Origin of the sequence: Coleofasciculus sp. B1-GNL1-01 (assembly GCF_040220235.1) — a bacterium.
Taxonomy (GTDB): Bacteria; Cyanobacteriota; Cyanobacteriia; order Cyanobacteriales; family Coleofasciculaceae; genus Coleofasciculus.
Map to the genome: position 1 here is coordinate 13,777 of NZ_JAVJTO010000034.1, position 24,040 is coordinate 37,816.

General features: G+C 44.3%; 21 protein-coding genes. 13 read left to right on the forward strand and 8 right to left on the reverse strand.

Going from position 1 to position 24,040, the window contains the following annotated elements:
- Positions 1–148 precede the first annotated feature (148 nt).
- Positions 149–1,645, forward strand: coding sequence for a cobyric acid synthase CobQ (cobQ, locus tag RID53_RS07965; RefSeq protein ID WP_446387600.1), 1,497 nt, complete (start codon positions 149–151; stop codon positions 1,643–1,645).
- A gap of 21 nt (positions 1,646–1,666) precedes the next feature.
- Positions 1,667–1,906: a 2Fe-2S iron-sulfur cluster-binding protein gene (locus RID53_RS07970; RefSeq protein WP_446370240.1), complete on the forward strand. Its 240-nt coding sequence runs from the start codon at positions 1,667–1,669 to the stop codon at positions 1,904–1,906.
- A gap of 211 nt (positions 1,907–2,117) precedes the next feature.
- On the opposite strand, the gene RID53_RS07975 is transcribed toward RID53_RS07970, so the two are convergent.
- Entirely contained in the window at positions 2,118–3,509 is a 1,392-nt protein-coding gene (locus tag RID53_RS07975) for an RNA-guided endonuclease InsQ/TnpB family protein (protein ID WP_446387601.1), read from the reverse strand.
- A gap of 303 nt (positions 3,510–3,812) precedes the next feature.
- On the opposite strand from RID53_RS07975, the gene RID53_RS07980 reads away from it, so the two are divergent.
- From RID53_RS07980 to RID53_RS07995, 4 genes are all read left to right on the forward strand, one after another.
- On the forward strand, positions 3,813–4,685 hold the full coding sequence (locus tag RID53_RS07980; RefSeq protein ID WP_446387602.1) for a Uma2 family endonuclease: 873 nt from the start codon (positions 3,813–3,815) through the stop codon (positions 4,683–4,685).
- Between the two features lie 265 nt (positions 4,686–4,950).
- Complete coding sequence (gene hisIE, locus RID53_RS07985; protein ID WP_446387603.1) at positions 4,951–5,601, forward strand: bifunctional phosphoribosyl-AMP cyclohydrolase/phosphoribosyl-ATP diphosphatase HisIE; 651 nt, start codon at positions 4,951–4,953, stop codon at positions 5,599–5,601.
- Between the two features lie 75 nt (positions 5,602–5,676).
- On the forward strand, positions 5,677–6,804 hold the full coding sequence (locus tag RID53_RS07990) for a hypothetical protein (RefSeq protein ID WP_446387604.1): 1,128 nt from the start codon (positions 5,677–5,679) through the stop codon (positions 6,802–6,804).
- Between the two features lies 1 nt (position 6,805).
- Positions 6,806–7,609: a DNA adenine methylase gene (locus RID53_RS07995; protein WP_446387605.1), complete on the forward strand. Its 804-nt coding sequence runs from the start codon at positions 6,806–6,808 to the stop codon at positions 7,607–7,609.
- On the opposite strand, the gene RID53_RS08000 is transcribed toward RID53_RS07995, so the two are convergent.
- Entirely contained in the window at positions 7,596–7,883 is a 288-nt protein-coding gene (locus RID53_RS08000) for a UPF0175 family protein (RefSeq protein WP_446387606.1), read from the reverse strand. The two genes, RID53_RS07995 and RID53_RS08000, sit on opposite strands and share 14 nt — an antisense overlap.
- A 1,080-nt stretch (positions 7,884–8,963) precedes the next feature.
- Here RID53_RS08000 and RID53_RS08005 point away from each other — a divergent pair.
- Positions 8,964–9,665 (forward strand): PEP-CTERM sorting domain-containing protein, encoded by a 702-nt coding sequence (locus tag RID53_RS08005; protein ID WP_446387607.1) that lies wholly within the window; start codon positions 8,964–8,966, stop codon positions 9,663–9,665.
- A gap of 158 nt (positions 9,666–9,823) precedes the next feature.
- Entirely contained in the window at positions 9,824–10,747 is a 924-nt protein-coding gene (locus RID53_RS08010; protein ID WP_446387643.1) for a glycosyltransferase family 2 protein, read from the forward strand.
- Between the two features lie 3 nt (positions 10,748–10,750).
- On the opposite strand, the gene RID53_RS08015 is transcribed toward RID53_RS08010, so the two are convergent.
- Positions 10,751–11,263 (reverse strand): DUF1993 domain-containing protein, encoded by a 513-nt coding sequence (locus tag RID53_RS08015; RefSeq protein WP_446387608.1) that lies wholly within the window; start codon positions 11,261–11,263, stop codon positions 10,751–10,753.
- 264 nt (positions 11,264–11,527) lie between these two features.
- Between RID53_RS08015 and RID53_RS08020 the strand changes: the two genes are divergently transcribed.
- The gene (locus RID53_RS08020; protein ID WP_446387609.1) at positions 11,528–13,048 is read left to right on the forward strand and encodes a phytoene desaturase family protein; all 1,521 of its coding nucleotides are present in this window, start codon (positions 11,528–11,530) and stop codon (positions 13,046–13,048) included.
- 141 nt (positions 13,049–13,189) lie between these two features.
- On the opposite strand, the gene RID53_RS08025 is transcribed toward RID53_RS08020, so the two are convergent.
- Positions 13,190–14,464 (reverse strand): cyclic nucleotide-binding domain-containing protein, encoded by a 1,275-nt coding sequence (locus RID53_RS08025; RefSeq protein WP_446387610.1) that lies wholly within the window; start codon positions 14,462–14,464, stop codon positions 13,190–13,192.
- A gap of 133 nt (positions 14,465–14,597) precedes the next feature.
- On the opposite strand from RID53_RS08025, the gene RID53_RS08030 reads away from it, so the two are divergent.
- A complete protein-coding gene (locus RID53_RS08030; RefSeq protein WP_446387611.1) occupies positions 14,598–15,173 on the forward strand; it encodes a DUF4126 domain-containing protein in 576 nt (191 codons plus the stop codon).
- 352 nt (positions 15,174–15,525) lie between these two features.
- Here the strand turns inward: RID53_RS08030 and ggt are convergent, their stop codons facing one another.
- A complete protein-coding gene (ggt, locus tag RID53_RS08035; protein WP_446387612.1) occupies positions 15,526–17,082 on the reverse strand; it encodes a gamma-glutamyltransferase in 1,557 nt (518 codons plus the stop codon).
- Positions 17,083–17,417: 335 nt separating this feature from the next.
- Here ggt and RID53_RS08040 point away from each other — a divergent pair, with 335 nt between their 5' ends.
- Complete coding sequence (locus tag RID53_RS08040) at positions 17,418–18,110, forward strand: CPBP family intramembrane glutamic endopeptidase (protein WP_446387613.1); 693 nt, start codon at positions 17,418–17,420, stop codon at positions 18,108–18,110.
- On the opposite strand, the gene RID53_RS08045 is transcribed toward RID53_RS08040, so the two are convergent.
- A complete protein-coding gene (locus RID53_RS08045) occupies positions 18,111–18,782 on the reverse strand; it encodes an HD domain-containing protein (protein WP_446387614.1) in 672 nt (223 codons plus the stop codon). It abuts the gene before it with no gap.
- A gap of 254 nt (positions 18,783–19,036) precedes the next feature.
- Positions 19,037–19,738 carry a PEP-CTERM sorting domain-containing protein gene (locus RID53_RS08050; RefSeq protein WP_446387615.1) on the reverse strand — a complete coding sequence of 234 codons (702 nt, stop codon included), beginning with the start codon at positions 19,736–19,738 and terminating at the stop codon, positions 19,037–19,039.
- 582 nt (positions 19,739–20,320) lie between these two features.
- On the opposite strand from RID53_RS08050, the gene RID53_RS08055 reads away from it, so the two are divergent.
- A complete protein-coding gene (locus tag RID53_RS08055; RefSeq protein ID WP_446387616.1) occupies positions 20,321–21,094 on the forward strand; it encodes a nucleoside phosphorylase in 774 nt (257 codons plus the stop codon).
- Positions 21,095–21,195: 101 nt separating this feature from the next.
- Here RID53_RS08055 and RID53_RS08060 read toward each other — a convergent pair whose 3' ends face one another.
- Positions 21,196–21,381: a hypothetical protein gene (locus RID53_RS08060; RefSeq protein WP_446387617.1), complete on the reverse strand. Its 186-nt coding sequence runs from the start codon at positions 21,379–21,381 to the stop codon at positions 21,196–21,198.
- Positions 21,382–21,437: 56 nt separating this feature from the next.
- On the opposite strand from RID53_RS08060, the gene RID53_RS08065 reads away from it, so the two are divergent.
- Complete coding sequence (locus tag RID53_RS08065; RefSeq protein ID WP_446387618.1) at positions 21,438–23,867, forward strand: hypothetical protein; 2,430 nt, start codon at positions 21,438–21,440, stop codon at positions 23,865–23,867.
- Positions 23,868–24,040: the final 173 nt, after the last annotated feature.

The following is a 24,040-nucleotide window of genomic DNA, read 5'->3' on the forward strand; positions in this document are numbered from 1 at the left end:
TAATATGAGTTCGTAGTCGGCACGAAGCGTGCCTCAAGCGCTCGCATCGCTCACTACAAACGCTTAAGTCAGTGACATTCAATCTAAGTGCATAGTCTGAGGGTTGCTTCTATTCGTTCTGATTACCCGATAACTCTTAACCCGCTTTATGAAATCGCTGATGGTGGTGGGAACAACCTCCCACGCAGGAAAATCCTTTATTACTACCGCCTTGTGTCGTATTCTTTCCCGGCGCGGTTGGCGTGTGGCTCCGTTTAAGGGACAAAATATGGCGCTCAACGCTTATGTCACCCCCAATGGCGGCGAAATTGGACATGCTCAAGCGGTTCAAGCTTGGGCGGCTGATGTGACGCCTTGTGTCGAAATGAACCCGATTTTACTCAAACCCCAAGGGGATATGACCTCTCAAGTCATTCTCATGGGTCAAGTGGCAGGTAAAGTCGGCGCGGCGGATTATTATGAACAGTACTTTGATCGCGGTTGGCAAGCGATTCAAGAGTCCCTAAAGCGTTTGAGTCATGAGTTTGATTTTGTCGTGTGCGAGGGTGCAGGAAGTCCGGCGGAAATTAATTTGAAGCACCGTGACTTAACCAATATGCGGGTAGCGAAGCATTTAAATGCGCCGACGTTACTCGTGGTAGATATTGATCGCGGTGGCGCATTTGCCCATGTTGTGGGGACTCTGGAACTCTTGGAACCGGATGAGCGAGCTTTAATTAAGGGCGTGGTGATTAATAAATTTAGAGGACAGCGATCGCTCTTAGAATCGGGAATTACTTGGCTCGAAGAACGCACCGGAATTCCTGTCATTGGGGTGATTCCCTGGATTAATGAGATCTTTCCCGCCGAAGACTCTTTGGCATTACTGGATCGCTACAATAAGAGAAAACGGGATAGTGAATTAACGGTGGCGGTCATTCGTTTCCCTCGCATCTCTAACTTTACCGACTTTGATGCCCTCGAAGCGGAATCAACGGTTAACGTTAAATATTTAACACCGAATCAATCCCTGGGATATCCCGACGCCCTGATTTTGCCAGGGACAAAAACCACCATTAGCGATTTGCTCGTGTTGCACAAAACAGGCATGCTCGAAGAGATTAAAAACTATGCCGCTGCGGGGGGTACAGTGTTAGGGATTTGTGGGGGGTTTCAAATGCTGGGTCAAACCCTGCTTGATCCCGATGGTATTGAAGATGAACCGGGACAATATCAAGGATTAGGATTATTACCGATCAAAACCATAATGACCGCCAGAAAAGTGGCACGTCAGCGCCTAGTCACCTCCAACTATCCTCAAGTCGGTTTACCTGTTTCGGGTTACGAAATCCATCAAGGGCGTTCTCGGTTGATTGACTCAGAAACTACGGATAATAAGTCTGCCTATCAACCCCTGTTTGATGACCCCGGTTTAGGGTTAGTCGATATCACTCAGTCCATTTGGGGAACCTATCTCCATGGTTTATTTGATAATGGTCCCTGGCGACGGGCGTGGTTGAATCAACTGCGACATCAACGTGGACTTGCGTCTTTGCCAACGGGTATTCCGGACTATCGAGAGCAGCGCGAAGTGGTTTTGAATTCCTTAGCCGATAGCGTCGAGGCTCATTTAGATTTAAGTACTATTATTCCTAACTTGGCGTGAGTTAATCACTAAAATCTGTTCATGAGTGTTACCATTCGATTTTTACCCGATGATGTCACCATTAATGCAGAAGTAGGAGAACCCTTACTGCAAGTGGCTCAACGTGCTGGTGTTTTCATTCCCACAGGATGTCTGATGGGTTCCTGTCATGCTTGCGAGGTTGAGATTAACGACGGAGAAACGATTTGTGCCTGTATCTCGGCTGTACCACCGGGTCAGGAACAGCTTACGATTAATCTTTACAGTGATCCAACCTGGTAAGTTATTGGTCATTGGTCATTTGTCATTGGTCATTTGAATTTCTTCTTGAGTAATTGAGCAATCATTATGATCAGTGAATCTCTGTTTTCTGTTGACTATGATACTAGCTTAACCTAAACTTTCCCCCTACAGATGGAGGTTGAACAGTAGAGCCAGCGTAAATCCCAATACGGCTCGGATACAGCATCTTGTGACGTACCCAGCGCTGCCGTTACCGGACAGCGTGGGCAACTGAAGCCTTAAATAAAGCGGTCAGAACTTCCTTTGAGGTACTATTAGTAGTAGAAGTTACTACTACTGGATTCCCTCTACGGCGTTTTATCGTAGGGAACACGTCCAGCCCTACACGTTTTAGGTTGATAGCAGCATTAATATCTCTATCAACCCAGATTTTTAACAGTTCATCCCAATACTCTCGAATCGAGCAGTCCGTAAACACGAACTCATCTCGGTAACAGAGGATTTGGGAAGTATAAGCAGGATTCTTTTCAACAACCACAGCTCCAGCTTTTGCAGCTATGTAACTCAGAGTTGAGAAGAATTGTCCGAATGCAGCATCCAACCAGGACTTGTTCAGTCCGGACTTAGCCGACTGACCATTAGGAAGATATTTCCCGTCATCATCCTGCTTGGGTGCATTGCGCTTGGTTAAACCTTTGAGGTTTAAATCCTCACAGAAAAACACCTTCTTGCCGCTTCGCACCAATTTGTGCGCGGTCTTATATTGGAAGTCTTGACGACTTCTAGCAATGCGTTGGTGAAACTTTGCTTCTCTTTTGGCTAGTTTACGGCGACGGCGAGACCCTTTCTTTTTAGCGTTTCGCTTGGTCTGCAATCTGCCTAACCTGTTGAGGTTTTTCCTTAAGGGCTTAAGAGAGGGTAGGCTTTCACCTTCAGAGGTGGCAAGATATACATCCTCGTGTAGAACAGCATCAAGCCCCATCGAGTTATCCCAAGTTGGGATTATCTTGTCTGGGGTGAAATCTGGAACAGACGGGTTATCCAAGATAAATGATGCGTACCAGCCGTCAGGCTTCTTGGTGACGCTGATTTGCTTGAGGTTAAACCCGTCTGGTATTGGGCGATGAGTTCTAACCTTGACCAGCCCAATCTTAGGTAGTCTTAGGTAAAGCCAACGACCGTTGACCGTACAGAACTTCAACCACTCGTTCTTTACCCCGTCAAATACCATTGTTCGGTAGCGAGACTCGCTTTTGAACCGGGGTTTACCAGAGCGTTTTCCCTTCTTGTCTCCTTTGATGTACCGTTCAAACGCCTTATCAACTCGCTTACAGACATCCTGCAAAATAGTCGAATAGATATCACTGAAGTCTAGGAGTTCCCCTGACCACTTAACCAACGCCAAATCTTTCTTAATAGAAGGGAGTTGGTTTTTCTGGTTGTAATAATTGGGACGTTCCTTAAGTTCTGGAAGGTGACAAATCAGGGGACAGGAATTAACCGAACATCGGTTCTGCTCCCACCAATCCATTCGTTCGCCCAGCATTCTGTTGTACCAATAGCGACAAACCCTCAATCCTTGATTGAGGGAGAGCTTTTGCTTGGTACTGGGATAAAGGCGATACTGGTAGGATTTTTTCATATCTTATATTCTACCACATTATAGTCAAAAAGAAACGCTACAGATCTAGTTATTTTAATGTAGCGCTGTTACAAGAATATTAAAGTTCTTAAGCAATAAATTCGCGGACAGCATGTAACCAAATGTGAAAGAAGAGGATGTCGAACCCTCTTCTTTAACCGCCTATCCATCCCAGCGCCGCCTTTCAGGACGGCGTGGGTCTTCCGGCGTTTTTGCTAAAACGGTGTATCACATCGAGCCTGAAAACGCTGTAACGCCGCTAAAATGATGGAATAGATTTCACAGTAATCAATACCTCTGATCATGATTCGTCTGCCCACCCAATCCAATCCCCCAGATTCTCCCCGGCAAACTTTGCCGACCATGTATGATTTACCCAGTGATAATCCGGAGGACCCTGGATTGCCTGATGAGTTTCACTTTTTTCAACCCCTGCTACTCCTTTTAACCTTTCAACCAACGAATTGGAATTGGGAGGAGGTGTTTTCTGCCTGCGATTTGAATCTTTATTATGATGTTAATCATACTCACTGGTACAAGCGTCCCGATTGGTTTGGCGTTGTCGGAATTCCTCGCTTGTATGAACAGCGAGAGTTGCGTTTAAGTTATGTGATTTGGCAAGAGCAAATTAGTCCTTTTGTGGTAGTGGAGTTATTATCTCCGGGGACGGAAGATGAGGATTTTGGACGGACAATACCCCAAGCCGGAAGTCCACCGACAAAATGGCAGGTTTATGAAAAGATTTTGCGGGTACCGTACTATGTGATTTTTAGCCGCTATACCTTGGAACTGCAAATCTTTCATTTAGTTGAGGGGAAGTATCAACGGGTGAATTTAACCGATAATCGGTTGGTCATACCCGAATTAGGGTTAAGCTTAGGATTATGGTCAGGACGGTTTCGGGAGATTAACGGACGTTGGTTGCGATGGATGACCCCTTCAGGCGAGTTGATTCCTACGGATAATGAACAGGCTGTATTTGCTGAACAACGGGCAATCGCCGCCGAAGAACGCGCCCAGCAGGAAGCCCAACTTGCTCGATTAGCTGAAGAACGCGCCCAGCAGGAAGCCCAACGCGCACAATTAGCCGAAGAACAGGTACTTGCTGCTGAGGAACGCGCCCAGCAATTGGCGCAACGGTTGCGAGAATTAGGGATTGATCCGGATAATGTATAGGGCAAGATAAGCTGTCATGCATTTAAATTGGGTATGAGTAGCGAGCAAATTGGGTGTGAGTAGCGAGCAAGATGCAAAGCCTGCGGCATGGCTTCGCTAAACGCACTACGACGATTTCGCCGTTGATGAATTTAAGGTGGGTGGGCATATTGCCCACCCTACGGGATATTAATGGGGTTATGGCGGCTAAAAGGCTTCATAAAAATCCATGTTCTTGGCGAACACTGGTAAGTTAGTTATTATTGCTCGCTTTCGTTACTGCATTATGTCATCGACTGTATCCTCTACTTCTAGCCAAGCGATTCCGGTTGAGAAAATCCGTTATAACGATCAGGGGCTTGTCCCCGCTATTGTCCAGGATTATCTGGATGGTACGGTATTGATGATGGCGTGGATGAATCGGGAATCGTTGCAGAAAACCTTGGACACGGGGGAAACCTGGTTCTGGAGTCGATCGCGTCAGGAATTATGGCACAAAGGCGCAACATCGGGTCATTTGCAATATGTGCGATCGCTCCGGTATGACTGTGATAGTGATACGCTGCTGATTGGTGTGGAACAGGTGGGGGATATTGCCTGTCATACGGGGGAACGGAGTTGTTTTCATCAGGTGGATGGGATAAAAGCTGCACCGCCAGCCGATACCTTGTCTCAGGTGTTTGAGGTGATTTGCGATCGCCGGAATAATCCTACCCCTGAATCCTATACCTGTAAGCTATTTAATGGTGGGGATAATAAGATTCTTAAAAAGATTGGTGAAGAAGCCGCCGAGGTAGTCATGGCGTGTAAGGATGATGAGAAAGATGCGATCGCCTCAGAAGCGGCGGATTTGTTTTATCACACCTTGGTAGCGTTGGCGCATCACCAGGTTGATGTGCGGGATATTTATCGCAAGTTACAGGAAAGACGGCGGTAAATAACCGATAAAAACGGATGGGGATTTCCGCCGATTTTGTTCAAATTAATGACACCGGAAGCCTAAGGTTTAATCATGACATCCTTATATTTTAAAGGATTTATTCGGGATATTCGGTATAATCCCCAGTTCCGTTCTAAACTGAAAGTTTATCCGCTTAATTCATTTGACATTAACACAGCCTCCTCTTCTGGTATCATCGAATTAGATAGTCCAGAGAATACATTAGCCTTCTCAAAATGGGTTTCTCCTAAAAGAACTCGGTCTTATCCTTTTGCCAGAATCTACAATACCTATTACTTAAATACTAAAAAAGTTACAATAATTCCAATTATTAAGGATGAAGGACTGGCTGGTGATCATGATCGGATTAACTTTATTACCTTTTCTTGGATGAGTTTGTTAAATGTCTACATTATCTTGGCTTGGTATGAAAATGCGGAAAATGTCAAGGCAAACTCAGATAAGCTAACCAAACAAAAATTCAATCCTGCTTACGTTAGAGAAAAAATTAACGAAATAGCTAACTATCAATTAACAGCGTTACACTGGAACACGACTCATTTTCAAAATGACTTTAACGATATCTATAGAACCGCTGTCAATCGGTATCAAGTGATCTCGCAAAATCAAGGCGTTCCAGTGCGAAGCCAAAATAATCAACTGGCTGTCCTGGAACAGTTTAATGTGAACAACGATTTCAGTCTAGAAAAGTTCAAAGATTATACCCTGCCAAAATCTCTCAAAGCTGCTCAACGAGAAGTCCTAACCAGGCATGAGTTGGAATATTTAGCAGACGGAGATAAGGGAATATTTGAAATTTCCAATTATTTAGGCGGACAGTATTATCTCACAGTCGATGAAGTTTATCAAGAGGATAATACGTACATTCTACAAGAATCAAAAAATAGTCGCAAAAAATTGCCTACTCTAGCAGATATTAAAGATGGATTATTTAAACTTATCTTGTTTGCCAACCTAGAAAAACTCTTGATTGATGATTCTGAAATTAACTTCCTCGTGTGTCTAAAAATAACGGGACATATCATCGGTTCCTTATCACTGCCAACGACTAATGATGTTATCCACGAATTTTGCCAAAGCAATCGATTTAGTCCTGTGCAAGTAAGAACTATTATGAAACTCGCTCAAGAGTGTACGGTTAATCCTAAACTATCTATCCTGATTGATTCATCTAGTTAAAATGAGCAAAAGTCCTCTTCGATATCCGGGCGGTAAATCAAAGGCATTAGACAAAATATTGCCCTATATTCCTTGGGATATCCAAGAATTTAGAGAGCCATTTGTCGGTGGGGGTTCAGTATTTTTAAAAGTAAAAGCCAGTAGAGCTTTATTTCCTATACATTACTGGATTAATGATTTAAATTATGATTTATGCTGCTTCTGGAAAATTGCCAAAGAAAACAATCATAAACTCATTGAAACTATCCGCAATATGCAAGTTACCTATCCAGAAGGTAGGCAGCTATATAATTGGCTCACGGTCAAAAATCATAAGTTATCTGAATTAGAACTGGCTGCACGTTTTTTTATATTGAATAGAATTACCTTTTCCGGAACAGTAGATTCAGGAGGGTATTCTCAGAAAGCCTTTGAACAGAGATTTACAGAATCATCGATAGAGAGACTGATCCATGTAGCGCCGTGTCTTGCATCAGTGACGATTACCCATGGAGATTATGAACAACTCATTGAGCCAGATGGCAACAATGTATTTATCTTCCTTGATCCTCCTTACTATCAAGCAAAAAAATCTAAATTATACGGTGTTAAAGGTCACTTACACACCTCCTTCGACCATCAGCGATTTGCTAATATTATGAAGAATTGTCAGCACAGATGGTTGATTACTTATGATGATTCACCTGAAATTCGAGACCTATTTAGTTTTGCTAAAATCATTGAATGGGAGTTGCAGTATGGCATGAATAATTACAAAAAGAAAACGGCGGCAAAAGGTCATGAGTTATTTATCAAAAATTACTAAATTCAGGATTAGCGATGTATTGTTCTATAGGGGCATAGCGTAAATTATCCTCTAGTTTTTCAGCACCGTAGTGACGCAAGACTTGTCGTTGAGCCAGTAACTGACCAAATTCATACTGATCCATCTGTGCGAGTTCTCTAGCCTTACCGAAGGATAGGAGTTTTTCAGTATAAAGGGCAACCGCCAACTCACATAATAATTCTTGCTCAATCCTTTGTTCAGGTAAGCGAATTGCACGGAGTACGGAGTCAGGAATCGATAACTGAAGGCTCATTTGTTCTTTCCTATTCTCAGCTATTCTTTCTTACAGTAACAAAGAAGCTAAATACAGCTCGGTTCATTGGTGAAAAATACGATCGCATCCCTCAGTCGTAATGGGAACATGTCACCTTTGCAGGTTGGGTTCTTGGAACGTAGGCTCTCGCCTTCTCGTACTCGCCTAGTACAAGAAGGCAGAAAGAAGTCCGAAGGCAAAGGGCAAAAGGCTATAAGGAACCTATGGTAGCTGCTTTTAGGGAGCTTATTAACTGGTTAGTTATTTCTGCCACGCTGCACTAGGAGTTCCCGAAGGGTAGAGTAACCCAACGCCAACGAGTTAGGGTGTTGGGTGTCGCTATCGCTCTACCCAGCCTCCAAGAACTTTTGACTTCTCCCGCGACGATTCTAAGCAGTTGTTTCGTAGCGGGTTAAAACCGCGCTACATCCATGGCACGCTCTTTAAAGTAAAAGTGCTTTAAAGTCAAGCTGTTTGCACTAATAAGCCAAAATTACTAGGTGGCTTGCTGAAATAATTTCTTCATTAACTAAGTATTCCTAAGCAGGAGATTGTGACGAGGCTTAGGGATCACCTGACTCATTCTTACGTAGATCTACGTAAGAATGAGGGATTTGATTAAGAACAGGTAAAAATCAGTGTGAACTAGACTGGCTATAGGTTGGTGCTATATGCCCTCGGCTGGTTACCGCAGAAGCTGCTTGAGATACGCCAGTCAAGCGTCCTGGCAACGCTGAATTTTGAGGTTACTAATTTTACACTGCTTTTTCCGAAAAACAGGTATTTATTTCATGAAGATTATGTAAAGATTTAGCAAACCTCTTGCCAGAAAAATAAAAACAATATAAAGTTGTCTATATCGGTGAAAAGTTAGTTTCTATCAAGAGAAAAGCGGCAGGCTATGATGTCAGGTTACTCCCTGACTCAAGCAATGCTGTTCAATACCTGCTGAAGATTTACAGGTATTCAGGATTTCTTGTATAGCTGCCAGTTTTTGGGTTATTTTTTTTACTTACTGGCTCATACTAACTCAATCCGTACATCTGTGTCAAATTCTAATAGTACGAGGAAAATTTACGTATGAACCGTCACACCACTTTGGCTGTCGCTTGTGCAGCTACCGCTACTGCTGTTATGGGATGGGTGGCAACTCCAGCTCAAGCAATTACGTTAGGAGAGCTAGTCGATAGCGGCGATAATTTCATTGTTGGTGAAAAGAAATTTACGTTCGATACCTGTAATATTGTTACGGGTGGTGCTGGACTTGCTACTCCTTTCACCTGTGATGATATTGAAGTCATATCAATCGTTGATGGAGATTTTACAGGTTTTCGGCTGCAATCGATCTTCTCAGCTATTAACACATCTCTCATTGATGTGCTAGTCGAGTACACTCTCGAAGGCGTAGATCCTGGCAAATTGTTCTCTGGCGCTAAGTTGGCTTTCAACGGTGATGGCAATCCAGACGGAGGTTTTGTCACAGGTGTTACTGAGCAATTCACGGATATGTTTGACAATATCGTTGGGCAAATCAACGTAACGAATCCTCCACCCGTATTTGTGGACGAAATAACGTTTGATTCGCCAGTGTCAAAACTATTTGTCAGCAAAGATATTGGATTAGCTGCCTTTGTGACACCGGCTCAAGCGAATATTTCATTCGTCGATCAAACATTCACCCATGAATCTGTTCCTGAACCCGGTACAGTCAGTGGACTACTTGCGATCGGTTCCTTAAGCATTGGTGCAATAGTGCAGCGACGTCGTGCCAATAAAGCCTAATTTGATGCACTTGCTCACTCAACGCTAATCTCTTCCAAGATAAGCAGGCTCTTGGTGGTTAGAGCTAGTTTGATGTAAGTGTTGTTTCTATTCTAGCCCCACTGCTCTAGTGGGGCTAGATCATCATTGATAGTTTTATTAGCACATTTAAGCCTTTGATGTTTTCCATTTTTATCCTCACCCACAACGAAGAACTGGATATTGCTGAAGCCATTGAGTCAGCACAACTATCCGATGATGTGATTGTCGTAGACTCCTACAGCAGTGACGCCACCGTAAACATCACCAAACGCTATCCTGTCCGCCTGGTTCAGCATCCCTTTGAATCTCACGGTAAACAGCGCACTTGGATGTTGCGTCATATCCCGACTAAGTATGACTGGGTTTATATCCTGGAAGCTGATGAACGGATGACTCCCACCCTGTTTGCAGAGTGTTTGGCGGCGATTAAAAACTCAGAACACGTCGGTTATTACGTGGCGGAACAAGTTATGTTTATGAACCATTGGATTCGCCACAGTACCCAATATCCTCGCTATCAATTGCGCCTCTTAGACAAGCACAAAGTTTGGTTTACCGATTATGGTCATACGGAACGAGAAATTTGCCAGGGAACCACGGGGTTTCTGAGACAAACCTATCCCCATTTTACCTGTTCCAAAGGGTTCAGCCGCTGGATAGAAAAGCACAATCGTTACTCAACCGATGAAGCCAGAGAAACCCAGCATCAGTTAGAAAATCATACTGTCAATTGGCGAAATATCTTCTGGGGACGCACGGAAGTTAAACGCCGTCGCGCTCTGAAAGATTTATCCTTACGTTTGCCTTTTCGTCCCTTGCTACGCTGGTTTTATATGTATTTCTTTTTGGGGGGGATTTTAGATGGTAAAGCGGGATTTGCCTGGTGTACGTTGCAAGCATTTTATGAATATTTGATTGTACTAAAGGTTTGGGAATTGCAACAGAAACCGACACAATCGATCGCATTGGTACAGATGTCAGGCGTCAGCAACCTAGAGCGGGTAACGGTTACAGGGACTCAGAGATTACGGCGCGATCGCCCGCTGCATTTGAATAGTTAGGCTTCACGCTTTCTTGAGAAATGGAACTAAGTGCATCATGTAATCCCGTTTGCCAATGGGTACACCAGCCATGCGAAGAATGTCGTAAGCCGTAACCAGATGGAAATAGAAGTTTGGAATTAAAAAGTCGTTCACGTAGGCGCGACCAGACATTTCTATATAAAGACCCTGGTCGAGATCAATGCGCGTCAACTCACTTAGCTTTTCATCTTCGACGTTAACGCCCGAAAGAAGTCCCTTGGTATTCGTTATATGTTCGTATGCTTGTGCAAGAAATGTGACGTCTGGATCTAGATTATCCATCGGTTTGCCGTTACACCATAAAGCAAAGTTTCGTGGTTGATTGCAGGTGAAAGCAACCTGTGTACCGAAGGGAAGCATATCAGTCGCAATACGCTTCTGAAGAAACGACTCACTATCACTGAAATGAGTCTGAGCTGACTTGAGGAGGTGTTCGAGAGTCGTGAGACGGCTTTGGAAGATAGTTTTAATTGAATCTATATTTTGACTTGGCATTTTGCGATCTCTTAAGACTTATTTCATGTAGTCTAAGTGTATACGGAAAACCCAAAAATGCATACCTATCATGACACCATCCACAATAAAACGGGGAATAAAGTTGTGTAATATGCGGCGATTCTTTACCCTGGTTCCTACAAGTCATATTCTGGAGGAGAAATTGAGGCGCTTCCAGCCTATCCTGGAAATGAGGCTAAACTACAGCAGCACCTATATCCTGTTTTAGAGAACGCCCTCACGGTTGTGTAATCGCCTAAACTGATGAATCTAGATGTCATTGTTATTGGTAGCGGAATTGGTGGATTGACGGCGGGTGCTTTACTCGCCCGTTATGGGAAACGGGTGCTAGTTTGTGAAAGCCATGCTATTCCCGGCGGTGCGGCGCATAGTTTCCACAGACAGGGGTTTGAGTTTGATTCGGGTCCTTCGTTTTATTGTGGATTAAGTCAGCAACGCCCCAGTTTAAATCCATTACGGCAAGTTTTGGATGTCCTGGGCGAGTCGTTACAAACCGTTCCTTATGACCCCCTCGGACATTACCATTTTCCCGAAGCCACGTTACCTGTGTACAGTGACACCCAACGGTATCGAGAAGCCGTGGCGGAGATTACACCTCAAGGGGCGCAGGAATTAGCCCAATTTGAAAAACGCCTACTTTCTCTCTATGAAGGGTTGCGAGAGATTCCGACAATTGCATTACGATCCGATTGGCAGGTGATTCCAGTTTTAGTGGGACGTTATTTACCCTCACTCTTAAAATTACTGCCCCATCTGGGACTTGTCCAGAATTCTGTGGGTAAAGTCATGGATGAAACCGTGCGTGATCCCTGGGTGCGGCGGCTGATTGATGTGGAATGCTTTCTGTTATCGGGATTAAAAGCACAGGGAACGATCGCGCCTGAGGTAGCCTTTATGTTAGGGGAACGTTCTCGTGCGGGTGTGGAGTATCCTGTAGGGGGAAGTCGGGCGATTGTGGAGGCGTTGGTGCGCGGGTTAGAACGCTGGGGGGGTGAGTTGCGCCTAAATGCCCATGTTGACCAAATTGTAGTCGAAAATGGGAAAGCGGTTGGGGTACGATTGCAACGGGGAGAGGTGGTAAACGCGCCAGTGGTGATTTCTAATGCCACAATTTGGGATACCTACAGCCAATTATTGCGCCCAGAAGATTTACCGACAGCGTACCGGAAACAGTCCCTAGAAACCCCAGCCGTCGAGAGTTTTATGCACCTACATTTAGGGATTCGGGCGGAGGGATTAGAAGGGTTGACAGGACATCATGTTGTGGTTCACGATGCTAATCGGGATATTACCGAACCCGGTAATACTTGCATGATTTCCATTCCTTCAGTGTGGGATGCTAATCTCGCCCCAACGGATCATCATGTAATTCATGCCTATACCTTAGAACCCTACAATGGTTGGCAGCGTGATGATAACTATAAGGAGAAGAAAAAAGCGCGATCGCAATCTTTATTCCGGGCGCTAGAACGGGTGATTCCAGATATTCGAGAACGGATTACCTTAGAACTGATTGGAACACCGTTAACCCATTCCTATTATTTACGTCGCTATCAAGGCACTTATGGTCCCGCGATCGCGGCGGGTAAAGCTATGTTTCCCAGTTGTCACACACCGATTCCAGGATTGTATCGGGTGGGGGATAGTACAATGCCAGGAATTGGGGTTCCGGCTGTGGCGGGTTCGGGTATTCTTTGCGCGAATACCTTGGTGACACCCTCACAAACCGCCGAGATATTGGCATGTCTGGATAAGCAAGGGTAATCGTGCGATCGCTCAATTGATCAACAGTATTCTAAGTAGGTTGGTGGAAATAAACTCAACCTTATGAAGTTATGTAAACAACCCTCAAACCCTTACAAAGGACGAATGACGATCACCACCGTTAACTTTAACTGTCCCTACCTATAGTAAATGACCTGATGAGATCAAAAACCCAATCAGGAATCCTAAAATTGTGGAGAAAACCACGGAACTGCCTCCCAGTTCATAAGCTTCCGGCATCATTGTACTCGCAACCATGGCTAAGATTGCGCCACCAGAAATAGCCTGTGCGATCGCGACAACGACCTCAGATGTATTATTTTGTAAAAAATAACCCGCAATGGCACATAAACCACTGAGAATCACAACACCTATCCATAATCCTAAAATCTGACTCGTTTTCGTTCCCGCTTGTTTCATTCCCGTGGCGCTGGATAAAGCTTCTGGAAAATTAGAAATAAATACCGCCAATAAAAAAGACCAGCCCAAATCGCTATTGCCGGAATTCATGCCAATCACCGCCGCTTCTGGGATATTATCAATTAATGTACCCACCAGAATAGCAAACGGTGTAGACTGTTTCACCAAATTTTCTAAGGTAACTTGATCGTCCCGGAGTAACAGATCCAGGTCAACTTGATTCATAACTTGCTGTCGCCACCGATCTAAACGATGTTCCACAACCATGCGTGATTCCGTCGCGACTTGCAGTCGTCGGGCTAAGGCGCGACTCAGTGACCAAGCCAGATGGGGCGACCAGGTTAGCATGGTGTTGAAATGTTCCTGGTGTAACTGATACAATTCCATTTGGGTGCGAGCCACCACGGTGGCAGATCGCGGTTCTCCAGTCAGGAGTGCCATCTCACCAAACACTTCTCCAGGTCCCATCGTACCAAGGAGTTTTCGACCCTTTCGTACTTCGGCTTCACCGTCAACAATCATATAGAAATAGTCACCAGGGGTTCCGTCTTCACAGAGTACGTCTCCAGGGTTGGCGTGAATTGGATTGAGAAACAGGGCAACTCTCTGCCGTTCCTTGGGAGGTAGGTTTTGGATCACCTCAATATGGGCGATGCGATTAAGGATATCCGTCACCTGATCAGCACCATGTTCAACCAGGTAGCGGCGACTGGATGCTGGTTTACGCAAGAATCCGCCATGTTGGTCGATATAGGATGTCAGTCCGGTAAATAATATCCCTCCTGCCATAAACCCAATTAACAGGGGGACAAAGCCACTGTGACGATAGACCGGAATCGTGATTTCAAACGCGATCGCAGACAGTAGTGTACCACTGCCAAATGCCATAATCGTCGCGGATAAGTGGCGACTCGGTTGCCAAAAGACTCCCACTGATGCGCCCAAGGCTAAACTAGACGCGCCCAGAATTCCTTGCAAAAAGGCTGCCGTTGGCATAGGTGGCTTACGTTTTTAGGTCAGTTTTCATCCTATCGGAGAAAGGGCATAAAAGAATGTGGGATTGTCTACAAACGTTAAACTGAGGACAGGGGTATAACCAATTGATTTCTCTTTCAGGCATCAGATAACAATGATTGAACTCCTAGCCGTACTGTCAGTAGCAGCAGCCGTAGGAATGAGGATTGCTTTGCCGTTGTTGGTGATTGGCTTGTTGCAAAGCGATAACCTCTGGAATGAAATTCCCCTGCTGTCTCGCATTCAGCCGTCGGTTTTAGTCGGTATTTTGACCACCTTCTCGTTATTTGAATTATTTGCCTCAAAGAAGTTGCTGGGACAGCGAGTCTTGCAAATTATCCAACTCTTGTTTAGTCCTGGGGTTGGCGCAATTATGGGTATTGCTGTCGCCCAGTTTGCCAACGCCCCTGTAGAAATTATTTGGATTGCTGGGATAGTTAGTGGATTATTGGCTTTTGTCCTGCAATTGGTACAAGTTGGCTGGTTTTTTCGCTTACGCGGTTTACCCTTATGGGTGGTTTTTTGTCAAGATGTTTTATGTGTGGCGTTGGTTATCTTTGCCTTTGATGCGCCTCAACAAGGTGGATTAATTGCGCTGATTCTGTTGTGGTTAGCGATTCGCAGTTCTCAACAATGGCATCGTTTATATGGTAGAAATAATCGTTCGCGGCGATATCGGCAAGTTTTATAAGTAAGTTGTCATGAGTCATTTGCTCTTTGTCACAGGATAACTTATCACGCTTTATTCCCGCATTTCTCACAAGTTTTGCCATCTTAGTCCTTGAAACCTTTACAAGTGAGGATGTTTCGAGCATTTTTGACCGAACCTAAATTTCGACAGAGTGTTGAAAGCCTTATTGTACCGTAAATCCAGGTTGTATAAGTCTTTGGACAATTGTGGTGAGAAATCCGGGTAAAGTCATTGGGGAAATTGAATTAGAATTACGCCCGGAAATGTAGGGGCGCACAGACGTGCGCCCGATTCAATGGTCAAATCTATTCCACCATTTTAGCTGTGCCACGCCATTAGGAATGACATACCGCTACAACTTAGCCACCGCACCATCTCGACGATTGTCGCCAGCACCGACAAGTAAACTATCAGACGTTTTCATCACCGTATGAACTCCGCCAAAAAACAAATTCTTTTCGCGCCAACGCACAACCTGTTGGTTTGTCAATAATGGATTAAGTATTTCCGCTTCAGTTAAACCGGGTTCGACATGAAACCGACCATTTTCTCCATGGGTTCTCGGACTATTCACCGCTTGCTCAACCGTCATCTTAAAATCTAAAATATTAGAAATAACTTGTAAAATAGCTGTCCTAATCCGATTAGAACCCCCTGACCCTAAAACAACTTCCGCCTGATTATTTTGCAAAACAATCGAGGGAGACATCATCGACGAAATCCGCACATCTTCCTGCCACTGATGAAAGCCTTGGGGATTTAAGTCTTCCTCTCCTAACATATTATTCACCATAATCCCTGTACCCGGAATCACATAACCCGACCCTTCCCCGTTAGACGTGGTAACACTGGCAGCATTTCCCGCCTCATCGATAACACTAATATGGGTGGTACTGCCCCATTTATTTACCGTTTCTGCTAAGTCTTGTTGATACTGGGCAATAGAATCATCAGCTAAAAATTGCTCAACAATATTCTCTTGATACAAATAATCATTCAATCCCTTCTGTCTGGCTGTATTTGTCAACTGCATAACCTGTGCCAAAATTTCTAAATGACGCGCACTGCCAAAGCCCAGATTCGCTAACTCAACGGTAGATAATAATTTTAATGCCCAAGCTATCAATGTTCCACCGGAACTGGGAGGCGGGTTGGTGAATAATGTATTGCCTCGATAATTAACCGTTAAAGGTTGCCGTTCGATGACCCGATAATGCTTTAAATCTTCTAAGGTTAAATATCCCCCGAATTCCTGGCAATCGCTGACTAATTGATGAGCAATATCTCCTTGATAAAATTCCCGAACTCCCTTTTTCGCTAAATACGCTAACGTATCGGCAAAAACGGACATAGTTATCGTTACATCGGGTTCGATAGGTTTCCCGGTGAGAATAAAAACATTTTGTCCGTTTTGATGCGCCATAACAATTGGCGTCAGAACCGAGGTTAAACAATAGTATTGAAACCGATTTAATTTAACCCCATGTTTGGCATAGTGAATTGCTGGTTCGGCTATAACGTGGAAGGGTAAACTACCTAATCGTTGGTGAACGTGAAACACGCCAGCCATATTTCCGGGAACCGCCATAGAACCCAGTCCGATATGAAACTCTTGGATAGCACCACCAAAATTAACATCAACGGGATAAAAATTAATTTCATTCTCAGGACGTTTTTGACGTGGAGTTTGGCTAAAAAAATCAAAGAGAATATTTTGATTCGTTTGGGTATGGGCTAAGAGGAAACCGCCTCCCGCTGCTGAGGTGAGTCCCGGTTCCGTGACAAAGGAGGCGAGAATCGCCGCAACCGCCGCATCAAACGCATTACCACCCAGGCGAAACATTTCCCTACCCGCCTCAGCCGTTTTCTCATGTCCAGCCGCGATCGCGCCGCGTGTTTTTTGTGTCATAACGGTTAATATCTAGTCCGAATAACCACCAGAAGCTTTTGAGTTATAGCAGTTATTCACATCATCATAACTAGCATCAGGATCAGCATACGGTTGTGACAGTTACCAAATTGTCTCGTTTTTCAGCCATCAGAGTGAGGGTTCGCGGCGCGATGTATAGGACACTGTTATCCCTTAACTACTTATCCCACAATGATTTATACAGTCTATCTCAGATGAGGAATTGATGCAGTAACTCTTGACAATTAATAAAAGTGGCACAGTTCTTATGCGGTGAATTCCATTCAAACGTTTAGCGTTGAATACAACATAAACTTAGCGCCACAAATGGTTAAATGCTAACTACTCATCCCCGTAAAAAAGCACTTTTGGCGTTGCTACTGCTTGTATCTGCTGCCAGCCTAGGGACAACCATGGCATTATATATTGCACCAGGTTCTCTAGGACAGATGATATTTTCCCTGTGCAAAGTCTGGTTATTGGCACTCCCCCTAGTTTGGTTTATTTTGGTGGATCATGGCAAATTTAGACTATGCCTACCGAAAAAACATGAATTGTTAGCAGGTACAGTATTAGGACTGTTGATGCTTGGGATTATTCTCAGTGCCTATTGGCTGTTAGGTCAACAGTGGATTGATGTGATGGATGTCCGGACTAAGGCAAAGCAAGCAGGTATTACTAGCCCAAAGATTTATCTGAGTGGCGCGTTGTATTTTACCTTTATTAATGCGCTAATCGAAGAGTATATCTGGCGTTGGTTTGTGTATAAAAAATGTGAGGTATTGGTATCTGGGACAAAAGCCGTATTCTTGGCGGCGATGCTATTCACTCTCCATCACATTATTGCCTTAGCCGCTTACACTGCTGATTGGGGCGTTGTCCTATTAGGTTCCTTGGGCGTATTCATCGCTGGGGCAGTATGGTCATGGTGTTATCTCACCTATCGTACCTTATGGTCAAGTTACATCAGCCACATTTTTGCCGATTTAGCGATCGCAATTGTGGGTTGGCATCTGCTATTTGGGTAGCTAAGATGATAATAATGAAATTTCTACCTGTAAATTCTGCCTAGCGCGTTCCTCGAATTGATTGAACATCGGATTCGTTAAATAGAGTCGTTCCCGTTGGCAAAAGTTCTGTAAAATCTGTTTTCGTTTAGGACGATAAATTTGATCGGGAATCCAGGAATATTCTTGTCGAATAGCGTAAGCATAACTATAATAGTCTAACTCGGCTGCACCCAGAATGGCTAAATCAGCATCTAAGAGAATTTGGCAGTCCAGTTCATTCGCTGAAGCTTGATGAGTTTTAGTCTGCAAAATTAGAGTTTTGATTCGCCTTATTGGTGCAATTGGCAGTTTCAATTGGTTTAATGCCAATTCTGCGTAATTAGCGCTTTTTTCTTCATTGTCGTCTGACTTTGGGTCATACAAGATATCGTGAAACCAAGCCGCGACACGAATGATCGAGAAATCCAGGGTAGTAAGTTGGGGTGCGAGCCTATGTTCACGGATCTCTTCAATTGTTGTTAAAACTTGTTTGACATGGTTGAGATTGTGATAGAATCGTTTTGGATTAGAATAAGCAGCAACTAATTCAATAAATACGTTCTGGCTAAGGTGAGGATGAACTTGAAACGGTTTCATCGCTCTATCCCATTGAGATTTTAAAGCATGAATTGAGCCAGTAAAATGCTGCATAAATAGTGTTACTCTAACTTTTTAGACCAGAAGCACAGGAGTTACGATGAACAGATATCTGGATCAAATCTTGAAGCGGCGTCGCTGGTTACTGCTGAGTCTGTTTGTCGCTTTAGCTATCCTCACCTATTTTAGTCAACACGTTTAACAGAACTATTTCCTTTGTCTCTCTTGTCCCTTCTCAGAACGACTTGGACAATGTAAGGGATGCACCCATTCCCTATTTTATTGCCTATTGCCGTGACCACTACTTATCAAGTTTGACGCTTCCGCAGAGAAGTTCTACCCAAAACAGCCATTACCAGGAGACCTAACACTGAAGTAGGTTCAGGAACAGGTTGAGGATCTGAGGATTCAAACTGATGGGGGATCTGATCATTCGCTAGAGTTTCTGATTCCAACGCTAGAGTTTCAGATTCCAAGCGGCGAGCAACCTCAAAATTCGCTCCAGTTTCCGGCTTGGTGGCTAGAAGAGTGCTGAAGAGTAATTCTCCCTGTTGCAGATTCGCTGTTGATTTTCCTGACCAGAAAAGTGAATCATCAACTCCAGTCGGTGTCCAGTATGCTAAGACGCTACCGTTAGGATAATTCTCATCTCTACCATATAGAGTTACGCCATTATGACTTCCCGTTGTGTTTTTGAAGCTAGAAATCCAGGGTGAAGAGTTGGCTAGATCCCCTATCCAATCGGTCAATGGACTGGATGAACCAGAAGGAGCATCTCCAAATACAATCCAACGCCATGATTGCTCAGGTTCATAGCTGCCATCATTGTTATCAACGGAAAGCTCAAAGTCATACTTGAACCATCCTTCATCTTCAGCTTCAACCGTATAATCCAACCGCAGAGGTGTGGCTTGGACACTAGAAGAAGTAAGACTAACGACTCCCAATGTCATTAAAGTGGCGCTAGCAGTAGCCATCGATAAAGTTTTCAGGACAGTTGCAGTGAACATGGTTGCTGGAAACTAAAGGTTTACAAGGACTCTTGTTGGAAGGGAGCCAGCTTGGGAAAGCTGAACTGGATACAAAATAGATGGCTTACATCAGATGAACTTTTCTGGCTTTATATACGTCAATATTTGTATTTATCGATTAATTTAATCGTGTCATATACGTAGTTATACCGTCTACTTAAACTACACAACTTTGCTAAATCTTTTAAATTTATAGCTAAGCTTGTTGAGTACTTTTGGCGCTGTATTTACTACTGGGAGGTCATTACAGCCGTTTTAACTGCTTTAATTTTATGATTTTTTCATAAAGACAAAAGCGAAAAAATAAAATTATGAATTTATGAAAAGTTTATGTAATTGATAAAGGCTTTATGAAGACTTAACACAACGCTCGTTAGAAAAAAGCCTGGATTTCATTGAGTACTGAAAATCATGAGAACAGGTTCTTCATCAAAACTTGATAAAGTGCAATTATTTTTTATCTGAAGAAAATTCAAGTGAAGTGAAGCGTTCTATTTTTGGCGCAACGCAGCAGGTCTTGTGGCTGATTTAATGGAAGCAGCAAACCTATTCAACTCATGCATGACCCGTTCCTCTATGTATCACCTTGGCTTTGGGCAAGATGACCTCGGTTCACCGCCGCCTACCCTGGCGCTGTTATCCGGTGATCCGCAACGCGCTTCTCAGATTGCTCAAGACTATTTGCAGGATGGGCGTCTGCTCTCGGACAATCGGGGATTAAAGAGTTATTTGGGCAAATTGTCCAATAATTGCCCGATTTTATCGGCAACGAGTGGTATGGGCGCACCGTCTCTGAGTATCGTGGTGAATGAGTTGGTGCAATTGGGGATTGAGACAATTATTCGCGTGGGGACTTGTGGCTCGATTCAAGAGTATGTCCCAGTGGGTAGTATTGTGATTACTCGTGCGGCATTATGTCGTCAAGGTGCAGCTAATGATATTGCCCCAATTGAATATCCATCGGCGGCTGATCCGTTTCTGACGGTGGGATTAGTGGAGGCGGCGCGGGAGTTAGAGATTGAGCATTATCTAGGGATTACGGCGTCGGTGGATACGTTTTATGAAGGGCAAGAACGCACCGATTCGGCGAATCCTTATTTAATCCGTCGGCTTCAAGGTATCACTAAAGAATACCGTCGCTTGAATATTCTTAATTATGAGATGGAATGTGGCACATTATTTAAAATGGCAGGGGTGTATGGATTTGCCGCCGCTTGTGTCTGTGGAGTTATTGCCCAGCGAACGGCGGGAGAAGGGGTAATTGTTGGGGAGAAAGAGGTAGCGGTGCAGCGGGCGATCGCGGTAGCCATACGTGCTGCCGAAAACGTTGACTAGAACAGTTTACATAAACCAGCCAATTGATAGAGTCGTCGGAGAATTGCCAGAACCTTTTCCCCATACAGCGCCACATCATCAGGGCGGGCGCGGCGGTTAATCTAAGCAATCGCTTCGGTTAACTCCAATTCATCGGGTACGTCTAGGACTTGGAATCCTCGCGATCGCAAGTCATCAGCAACTAGATTTCCAATACGAATTAAGTTTGTTTGGGGAATTTTACCATGAGATTCGATAACGCCAACGGGTGTTTTCTGGAGACGCGATCGCAGGTTGGCATGACTCAAGCATACTGCCGTTTGAACCGTTGAGGGCGATGCGATGAAATCAGCAAGAGGTAGCCGTGCCGTCTGCGATCGCTTTTGCCTACACTGGAGAGATTAGTATAATCTCTGGCGGCAAAATTCCCAGGATGTTAAAGACTTTTAATCAAACCAAAACCGTTTATCCCTTTTTCCTATTTCTATTTACCTTATTCCTAACGCTCTGGCTTGCCCTTCCTTGGGTTAGCGCTCAAGAACCGTCCAAGCCTAAGCCGCAACCCTGGCATATTGATGGGATAATCGCTGCCCTCAACGATGGGCATGACAAAGTTAAAGACTATGCATTCTGGCAATTAGTTCGATATGAGCCACAGGAGTTACAAGCTGTCATTGAAAAACCAGAGGATGAGGATATTGCTGAGAAAGCTGCCAACATCCTTCAGAATAAAACCGTTGATTCACACATTCGTCACCTGATGGTTTATGCATTAGTCAATCTGGGGAAAGCGGGTGTCAACTATATCCCTGATATGCTCAACTTTCTCCAGGATGAAACCGTTGACTTATGGGTTCGTCGTTCGGCGGCTGATGCATTAGTCAATCTGGGGGAAGCGGGAGTCAACTATATCCCTGATATGCTCAACTTTCTCCAGGATGAAACCATTGACGGGTGGGTTCGTGGCTCGGCGGCTGATGCATTAGTTAGACTCGGAGAAGCGGGCGCTATATACGCTCCTGAGATTGCCAACATCGTTCAGGATGAAACCGTTGACGGGTGGGTTCGTGGCTGGGCGGCTGATGTATTAGGCAATCTGGGGGAAGCTGGGACTATATATGCTCCTGAGATTGCCAACATCCTCAAAGATAAAACTGCTGATTCAGGAGTTCGTAGTCGGGCGGCTAATGCATTAGTCAGACTGGGAGAAGCTGGGGTTGTATACATCCCGGAAATTCTTAACTTCCTCCAGGATGAAACCGTTGATTCACTATATCATAGCTCAACGACTTATGCCTTGGCTTATGCCTTGGCTTATGCATTAAGAAATATGGGAGAAGCTGGGCTGGCATACATCCCTAAGATTTTCAACGTCATCAAGGATGAAACAGTTGATTCACGAGTTCGTAGCGGGGCGGTTGAGAAATTAGGTAAACTGGGCGAGACTGGGGCTGTATACATCCCAGAGATTCTCAACATCTTCAAGGATGAAACCGTTGATTTACGAGTTCGTGAATCGGCGGCTGATGCATTAAGGGATATGGGGAAAGTCGGCGCTGCCTACGCTCCTGATATTCTCAACATCTTTAAGGATGAAACCGCTGATGCAAAAGTTCGTGGCTGGGCGGCTGAGGTATTAGGCAAACTGGGAGAAGCTGGCGCTGCTTACGCCCCTGAATTTGTCAACATTATCCAAGACAAAACCATTGACGCACAACTGCGCGAATCGTCGGCTTATGCATTAGGTGAACTGGGAAAATCCGGCGCTGCTTACGCCCCTGATATTGCCCAAATAGTCCAGGATGAGACCGTTAACTTGTGGATTCGTTCTTCGGCAGTTAAGGCATTAGGTAAACTAGGAAAAGCTGGCGCTGTATATATCCCGGAAATTCTTAACATTATCCAGGATAAAACTGTTGATTCACACATTCGTAAATCGGCGGCTCAGGCATTAGGAAATCTGGGGGTAGTTAGCGCTCCATACATCCCGGAAATTCTCAACTTACTCCAGGATGACACCGTTTCTTCAGATTATCGTGGCTCGGCAGTTGTTGCATTGATCAAACTGGGAGAAGCTAGCACTCCATACATCCCAGAAATTTTCAACTTCCTCCAGGGTGACACCGTTGATCCAAGACTTAGTGGCTTCTTACTGGGTGAGATATTAGACAAACTGGGGGAAGATAGCGCTCCATACATCCCAGAAATTTTCAATTTCCTCCAGGATGAAACTATTGATTATGATGTTCGTCGCTTCTTGGCGGTTGAGGCATTAAGCAAACTGGGGAAAGCTGGCGCTCCATACATCCCGGAAATCCTTAACTTCCTTCAGGATGAAACCGTTGACTCATACATTCGTAACTGGGTAGCTCTTTCATTAATTAATATCCGAAAACTGGAGTTAACTGAAATTGTTTTTATTTTGAATAATGTCTATGAACCTAATCAACCAGATTTTGAACAATGGCGGTTTGCCACTTATTTATTGAGTGGGGGTGCTGATGAAGTAAAAATGCTGCTGAAATGGTTAGGCTATCCTCAATCAACTCCGACATCACTCAACTACGAAGACGGTAAAAAAATATTAGAACTGTTTCTGCAAGTCTGGGACAACGCTCAGGATTTGCCACGACTGCAAACAGACTTAGCCGAAAAGATAGCCCTAGTTACCTCCCTAGTTTCTTGGAAACCCCAGGATATTGATTTACTGCAACGCCACTACAATAACCTCAAAGCCGGAAACTTCTCTCAAGCTGATACTTTGGAGTCAGTTATCCTCAACCTGAAAAAATAAAATGGGATTCAAACCGTTAAGCTAAAAGCTGACATTTATCTCAAGTTGAGGAACTGTCTCTTGTCGGTGCTAATATAAATAAAACTTTTAGTTTCGAGGTTTAAGTTTTAATATTGTAAAGACAAGGGGACTTGGGGCGGGCAGAAAACGTCACCGATAAATCCTGATTTGAC